The sequence below is a fragment of the Burkholderia sp. E168m23 genome, assembly GCF_016586125.1.
In the GTDB taxonomy this organism is placed as follows: domain Bacteria; phylum Pseudomonadota; class Gammaproteobacteria; order Burkholderiales; family Burkholderiaceae; genus Burkholderia; species Burkholderia orbicola.
On record NZ_BCPP01000290.1, the window covers coordinates 1 to 7,119 of the forward strand.

General features: G+C 65.3%; 8 protein-coding genes. 7 read left to right on the top strand and 1 reads right to left on the bottom strand.

Translation table 11 applies throughout. The annotated features are described in order from the left end of the window. Positions 1 to 502, bottom strand: a 502-nt coding sequence (locus JMF90_RS16525) for a response regulator transcription factor (protein WP_201325232.1), incomplete at its 3' end; no start/stop codon positions are given. A 186-nt stretch (positions 503 to 688) separates the two neighbouring features. On the opposite strand from JMF90_RS16525, the gene recA reads away from it, so the two are divergent. The 7 genes from recA to JMF90_RS16560 form a co-directional block, all read left to right on the top strand. Next, positions 689 to 1,759, top strand: coding sequence for a recombinase RecA (gene recA, locus JMF90_RS16530; protein WP_011546125.1), 1,071 nt, complete (start codon positions 689 to 691; stop codon positions 1,757 to 1,759). Next, positions 1,759 to 2,652 (top strand): recombination regulator RecX, encoded by an 894-nt coding sequence (gene recX / locus JMF90_RS16535; protein ID WP_011546124.1) that lies wholly within the window; start codon positions 1,759 to 1,761, stop codon positions 2,650 to 2,652. The genes recA and recX overlap by 1 nt, the downstream gene beginning before the upstream one ends. A gap of 146 nt (positions 2,653 to 2,798) precedes the next feature. Beyond that, positions 2,799 to 3,407, top strand: coding sequence for a DUF2889 domain-containing protein (locus tag JMF90_RS16540; RefSeq protein WP_011546123.1), 609 nt, complete (start codon positions 2,799 to 2,801; stop codon positions 3,405 to 3,407). Between the two features lie 68 nt (positions 3,408 to 3,475). Continuing rightward, complete coding sequence (gene sucC, locus JMF90_RS16545) at positions 3,476 to 4,642, top strand: ADP-forming succinate--CoA ligase subunit beta (RefSeq protein WP_006477915.1); 1,167 nt, start codon at positions 3,476 to 3,478, stop codon at positions 4,640 to 4,642. A 69-nt stretch (positions 4,643 to 4,711) separates the two neighbouring features. After that, entirely contained in the window at positions 4,712 to 5,593 is an 882-nt protein-coding gene (gene sucD / locus JMF90_RS16550) for a succinate--CoA ligase subunit alpha (protein WP_006477916.1), read from the top strand. Positions 5,594 to 5,748: 155 nt separating this feature from the next. Next, the gene (locus JMF90_RS16555) at positions 5,749 to 6,453 is read left to right on the top strand and encodes a TerC family protein (RefSeq protein ID WP_011546122.1); all 705 of its coding nucleotides are present in this window, start codon (positions 5,749 to 5,751) and stop codon (positions 6,451 to 6,453) included. A 96-nt stretch (positions 6,454 to 6,549) separates the two neighbouring features. Next, positions 6,550 to 7,119: pilin (locus JMF90_RS16560; protein WP_201325233.1), on the top strand; the 570-nt coding region annotated here is incomplete at its 3' end.

Consider the following 7,119-nt stretch of genomic DNA (forward strand, 5'->3'; position numbering starts at 1 on the left):
GCCGGCCGATCCGCTGCAGCAGCACCTCGAGCAGGCCGAGCTCGCGCGCGGAGAGATCGAGCACGTGATCGTTCGCGTACGCGATGCGACCGACCTGGTCGAACGCGAGCGAGCCGTGGCGCACGACGGTCGGGCCGCCGCCGGCGCCGCGCCGGGTCAGCGCGCGCACGCGCGCCTCGAGCTCGTTGAGCGCGAACGGCTTGGCCATGTAGTCGTCGGCGCCGAGGTCGAGCCCCTTCACGCGTTCGTCGACGCTGTCGGCGGCGGTCAGGATCAGCACGGGGAGATTGGAATTGCGCGCGCGCAGGCGCTTGAGCACGTCGAGCCCGGACATTTTCGGCAGCCCGAGATCGAGGATCAGCAGGTCGAAAGTCTGCATCGACAGCGCGGTGTCGGCGTCGACGCCGCTCTTCACGTGATCGACGGCATAGCCCGATTGGCGGAGTGACCGGGTGAGGCCGTCCGCGAGTATGCTGTCGTCTTCGGCGATGAGAATTCGCATGTTGCTGACCGGTGCCGGCAGGGCGTTCGCGCCGGCGCGGCTGTCTCCGAAGTTATTCGTGCACAACGCTTTGCATTGCGGGCTTGCACAAAACACTGTTTTTTTATACAGTGTCTGCATTCGTGGGCAGCGCTTGAAGCGGGCGCGCCTCCAACAGACGCTGCTCATCATAGCAAAGGACGATTCATGGAAGATAGCAAGAAGGGCTCCGGGATGACCGCCGAGAAGAGCAAGGCGCTGGCGGCCGCACTCGCACAGATCGAGAAGCAGTTCGGCAAGGGCTCGATCATGCGCATGGGCGACGGCGAGGCGGCCGAGAATATCCAGGTCGTCTCCACGGGGTCGCTGGGTCTCGACATCGCGCTGGGCGTCGGCGGCCTGCCGCGCGGCCGGGTGGTCGAGATCTACGGTCCGGAATCGTCCGGTAAGACCACCCTCACGCTGCAAGTCATCGCTGAACTGCAGAAGATCGGCGGCACCGCGGCGTTCATCGACGCCGAGCACGCGCTCGACGTCCAGTACGCGTCGAAGCTCGGCGTGAACGTGCCGGAACTGCTGATCTCGCAGCCGGACACCGGCGAGCAGGCGCTCGAAATCACCGATGCGCTGGTGCGCTCGGGCTCGATCGACATGATCGTCATCGACTCGGTCGCGGCGCTCGTGCCGAAGGCCGAAATCGAAGGCGAGATGGGCGATTCGCTGCCGGGTCTGCAGGCTCGCCTGATGTCGCAGGCGCTGCGCAAGCTGACCGGCACGATCAAGCGCACGAACTGCCTGGTGATCTTCATCAACCAGATCCGGATGAAGATCGGCGTGATGTTCGGCAACCCGGAAACCACCACGGGCGGCAACGCGCTGAAGTTCTATTCGTCGGTGCGTCTCGACATTCGCCGGATCGGTTCGATCAAGAAGAATGACGAGGTGATCGGCAACGAAACCCGCGTGAAGGTCGTCAAGAACAAGGTGTCGCCGCCGTTCCGCGAAGCGATCTTTGACATCCTGTACGGCGAAGGTATTTCGCGTCAGGGCGAGATCATCGATCTCGGCGTGCAGGCGAAGATCGTCGACAAGGCCGGCGCCTGGTACAGCTACAACGGCGAGAAGATCGGCCAGGGCAAGGACAATGCGCGTGAATTCCTGCGCGAGAATCCGGAAATCGCACGCGAGATCGAAAACCGCATCCGCGAATCGCTCGGTGTCGTCAGCATGCCCGATGGCGTAGCCAACGAAGCCGAGGCGTTGGACGAAGAAGAGTAATGGTTGTGCGCCGAGGTCAGGCTGGCGAGCCGGAGGAGAGCGACGTGCCCGAAACGGCGGGTCGCTCCGGCCGGCGAGCCGGTTCCTCGGGCGCCGACCGGCGGGGCGCAGGCGGCAACGCCGCGAACCGCACTGCGACGAGGGCATCCGACGATGCCCTCGTTTCATTTGAGATTGCCGCACCGGACGATCCGTTCGACGACGACGAGTCGTTCGACGCGCATGATCGCTCCCGCCGTCGCGTGTCCGGTGTCCGCTTCCCGGGCGATCGCGCCCCGAGCAATCGCACAGCCGATGCGCCCGCGACGGAAGATGTCTATACGCGCAGCAGCCAGCATCCGCGCCGCACACGCCGCGCAGCCGGTGCGTCTTTCGGCGCATCTTCCAGCGGCGCTGCTTCGAGCGACGCGCCGGGCGCCAGCGAGCGCAAGTCGTCGAAGCCGCCGCGGTCGTTGAAGGGCCGCGCGCTCGGCTATCTGTCGAGGCGTGAATACAGCCGCGCGGAGCTCGCGCGCAAGCTCGCACCCTACGTCGACGAAGGCGAGTCCATCGAACCGGTGCTCGATGCGCTGGAACAGGAAGGCTGGCTGTCCGACGCGCGCTTCGCCGAGAGCCTCGTGCATCGTCGCGCGTCGCGTGTCGGCGTCGCGCGCATCGTCAGCGAGCTGAAGCGCCATGCGGTCGGCGACAGTCTCGTCGAAGAGGTGAATGCCCAATTGCGCGAGACCGAATTGACGCGCGCGCAGGCTGTCTGGCGCAAGAAATTCGGTGCACTGCCGCAAACGCCCGCCGAACGCGCGAAGCAGGCGCGCTTCCTGGCCGCGCGCGGCTTCTCGAGCGCGACCATCGTGAAGTTGCTGAAGGTCGGCGACGATTTCCCGATCGACGACTGAGCCGCCCGGTCGCGCGCGTGGCGCGCGATTTTGCTGCATTGCAACCGCTTCCGGACAGGCGGGAATACCCGCCGTCGCGGCAAACTGTCTCAAATACCCAATATGCTAAAATCCACGGGTTTTCCTCTTCGGCCTCAACCTCCAGCATGCCGCTATCCGAGCCCGTGCCCCGTCAGTTGCGACATCGACGCGCAATCCGAGCGGAAGCCTACGAGCGCGGCGACGGCTTGTGGGACATCGAAGCCTGCCTGACCGACCACAAGCCGCGCGATGTCGCGCTTGCGTCGGGCATCCGGCCCCAGGGTCTGCCGATCCACGAACTCTGGCTGCGCGTGACCATCGATCGTGACCTCAATGTCGTCGACGCCGAAGCGTCTTCGGAATGGGTGCCCTATCCTGGTCATTGTCAATCCGCCCCGCCCACCTATCGGGCCCTCATCGGGCTCAATCTCTTCCGCAATTTCCGCCGCAACGCGAACCGGCTGCTCGCCGGCGTCGCAGGCTGTTCCCATCTCACCGAACTGTGCGCCGTGCTGCCGACGGCCGCGATCCAGGCGTTCGCCGGTGACGTGTGGAACGTGCGCGAGGAGGGCGGCGAAGGGCCGGATCACGACGGCGCGCACGCCGAACCGCCTTTCCAGCTCGGCCGCTGCCGCGCGCTGCGATTCGACGGTGAGGTCGTGCGGCAGTACTACCCGCGCTGGTACGGCCCGATTCGGCCGGATCTGCCCGGTGAAGGCAGCACGAAGGAATGAACGGAAATCATTCGAAGAAGCGTCTTAAGCGACTTTTCATCCAACTCTCAGACTGAAGGGAATCACGCATGAAGATTCACGAGTACCAGGGTAAGGAAATCCTGCGGAAATTCGGAGTCGCGGTACCGCGCGGCAAGCCGGCGTTCTCGGTTGACGAGGCCGTCAAGGTGGCGGAAGAGCTCGGCGGCCCGGTATGGGTCGTGAAGGCTCAGATTCACGCGGGTGGCCGTGGCAAGGGCGGCGGCGTGAAGGTGGCGAAGTCGATCGAGCAGGTCCGCGAATACGCGAACCAGATCCTCGGCATGCAGCTCGTCACGCACCAGACCGGTCCGGAAGGCCAGAAGGTCAACCGTCTGATGATCGAGGAAGGCGCCGACATCAAGCAGGAACTGTATGTCAGCCTCGTCGTCGACCGCATCTCGCAGAAGATCGTGCTGATGGGCTCGAGCGAAGGCGGCATGGACATCGAAGAAGTCGCCGAGAAGCACCCGGAACTGATCCACAAGGTCATCGTCGAGCCGTCGACGGGCCTGCTGGACGCGCAGGCCGACGACCTCGCCGCGAAGATCGGCGTGCCGGCTGCGTCGATTCCGCAAGCGCGCGCGATCCTGCAAGGCCTGTACAAGGCATTCTGGGAAACCGACGCATCGCTGGCCGAAATCAACCCGCTGAACGTCTCCGGCGACGGCAAGGTCACCGCACTCGACGCGAAGTTCAACTTCGACTCGAACGCGCTGTTCCGTCACCCGGAAATCGTCGCGTACCGCGATCTGGACGAAGAAGATCCGGCTGAAATCGAAGCGTCGAAGTTCGACCTCGCGTACATCTCGCTCGACGGCAACATCGGCTGTCTCGTGAACGGCGCGGGCCTCGCGATGGCGACGATGGACACGATCAAGCTGTTCGGCGGCGAACCGGCGAACTTCCTGGACGTCGGCGGAGGCGCGACGACCGAGAAGGTCACGGAAGCGTTCAAGCTGATGCTGAAGAACCCGGACCTGAAGGCGATCCTCGTGAACATCTTCGGCGGCATCATGCGCTGCGACGTGATCGCGGAAGGCGTGATCGCCGGTTCGAAGGCCGTGAACCTGAACGTGCCGCTGGTCGTGCGCATGAAGGGCACGAACGAGGACCTCGGCAAGAAGATGCTGGCCGATTCGGGCCTGCCGATCATCTCGGCGGACAGCATGGAAGAGGCTGCGCAGAAGGTCGTCGCGGCTGCCGCAGGCAAGTAAGCACGCGCTAATGAACACGTAGGGCGGCGCGGTTTGCACGCGACGCCCATCGAACAGAGGTCAAAATACATGTCGATTCTGATCAACAAGGACACGAAGGTCATCACGCAGGGCATTACCGGCAAAACCGGTCAGTTCCATACGCGCGCCTGCCGTGAATACGCAAACGGCCGCGAAGCATTCGTCGCGGGCGTGAACCCGAAGAAGGCCGGCGAAGACTTCGAAGGCATTCCGATCTACGCGAGCGTCAAGGAAGCGAAGGCGGAAACCGGCGCGACCGTGTCGGTCATCTACGTTCCGCCGGCAGGCGCGGCCGCTGCGATCTGGGAAGCGGTCGAAGCCGACCTGGATCTCGCGATCTGCATCACGGAAGGCATCCCCGTCCGTGACATGATCGAAGTGAAGGACCGCATGCGTCGCGAAGGCCGCAAGACGCTGCTGCTCGGGCCGAACTGCCCGGGCACGATCACGCCGGACGAACTGAAGATCGGCATCATGCCGGGTCACATCCACCGCAAGGGCCGCATCGGCGTCGTGTCGCGTTCGGGCACGCTGACGTATGAAGCGGTTGCCCAGCTGACGGCACTCGGCCTCGGCCAGTCGTCGGCAGTCGGTATCGGCGGCGACCCGATCAACGGTCTGAAGCACATCGACGTGATGAAGATGTTCAACGACGATCCGGATACGGATGCGGTCGTGATGATCGGCGAAATCGGCGGTCCGGACGAAGCCAACGCCGCCGAGTGGATCAAGGACAACATGAAGAAGCCGGTGGTCGGCTTCATCGCGGGCGTCACGGCGCCTCCGGGCAAGCGCATGGGCCACGCCGGCGCGCTGATCTCGGGCGGTGCGGATACGGCCGAAGCGAAACTGGAAATCATGGAAGCGTGCGGCATCACCGTCACGCGCAACCCGTCGGAAATGGGCCGTCTGCTGAAGAAGGCGCTGTAATCATTTCCATTGGGCTCGTCCTGCAAAAAACGCCGGCTTGCCGGCGTTTTTGTTATGCTCCCGCAATGAATTCGTAAGCACCGGGCATGCGTTCTGCATGCGCCTACGATGAACCGGGCCGCCCGCGAGGCGGCCGTTGTCCTTTCCTCTCCGCTATGCTCGAATTCCTGACCTCGCTGCACTGGGGCGCCATTCTCCAGATTGTCATCATTGATATCCTGCTCGGCGGCGACAACGCGGTCGTGATCGCGCTTGCGTGCCGCAACCTGCCGGCGAACCAGCGGCTGCGCGGCGTCGTCTGGGGCACTGCGGGGGCGATCCTGCTGCGTGTCGCGCTGATCACGTTCGCGGTCGCGCTGCTCGACGTGCCGTTCCTGAAGCTCGGCGGCGGCCTGCTGCTGCTGTGGATCGGCATCAAGCTGATGGCGCCGGCCGCCGACGCGCACGACAACATCAAGCCGGCCGACCGGCTGTGGGACGCCGTGAAGACGATCGTGATCGCCGACGCGGTCATGAGCCTCGACAACGTGATCGCGATCGCCGGCGCGGCCGAGCAGGCCGATCCGTCGCACCGGATCGCGCTCGTGATCTTCGGGCTCATCGTCAGCGTGCCGATCATCGTGTGGGGCAGCACGCTGGTGCTGAAGCTGCTCGACCGTTTCCCGGTCGTCGTGGCATTCGGCGCCGGGCTGCTCGGCTGGATCGCGGGCGGCTTGATCGTGAACGACCCGGTCGGCGACCGCTGGCCGGTGCTTGATGCGCCGGAAGTGGTCTACGGCGCGAGCATCGTCGGCGCGTTGTTCGTCGTCGCGATCGGTTATGCGCTCAGGAAACGCCGCAGCGTGCCGCACGCGCACTGACTGGCCATCCGGCTGACTGCCGGCTTCGCGGCCCGCTGGCTACGATCGAGACGCCTGCCTGTATCGGCAGGCGTTTTTCGTTTCCGGAGCCTGTTCATGTTCGAAGCCTTTTCCGTTTCCCTGTTCCGTCGCGTTGCCGCCGATCTGCGGCACGCGAACCGGCCGTCGTCGCGCTGGCGGCTGGCCGGCTTCACGCTGATCGAACTGATGATCGTGCTGGCGATCGTCGGGGTCGTCGCGGCCTATGCGATTCCCGCGTACCAGGATTACCTCGCGCGCTCGCGCGTCGGCGAGGGGCTGGCGCTCGCGTCGTCCGCGCGGCTCGCGGTCGCCGACAACGCCGCGAGCGGCGCGAGCCTCGACGGCGGCTACAGCCCGCCGGCCGGGACCCGCAACGTCGAATCGGTCGCGATCGACGGCGCCACCGGCCAGATCACGGTTTCCTTCACCACCCGCGTCGCCGCGGCCGGCACCAATACGCTGGTGCTCGTGCCGTCCGCGCCCGACAAGGCCGAGGCGCCCACCGCGCGCGTGCCGCTCAAAAAGGGCGCGATACAAGCGGGCGCGATCGCGTGGGAATGCTTCGCGGCCGGCAAGGACGCGTCGTCGCTGCCGGCGCCTGGAGCGGGGCCGTTGCCGGGTAACGCCGCGACGCTGCCCGCGAAA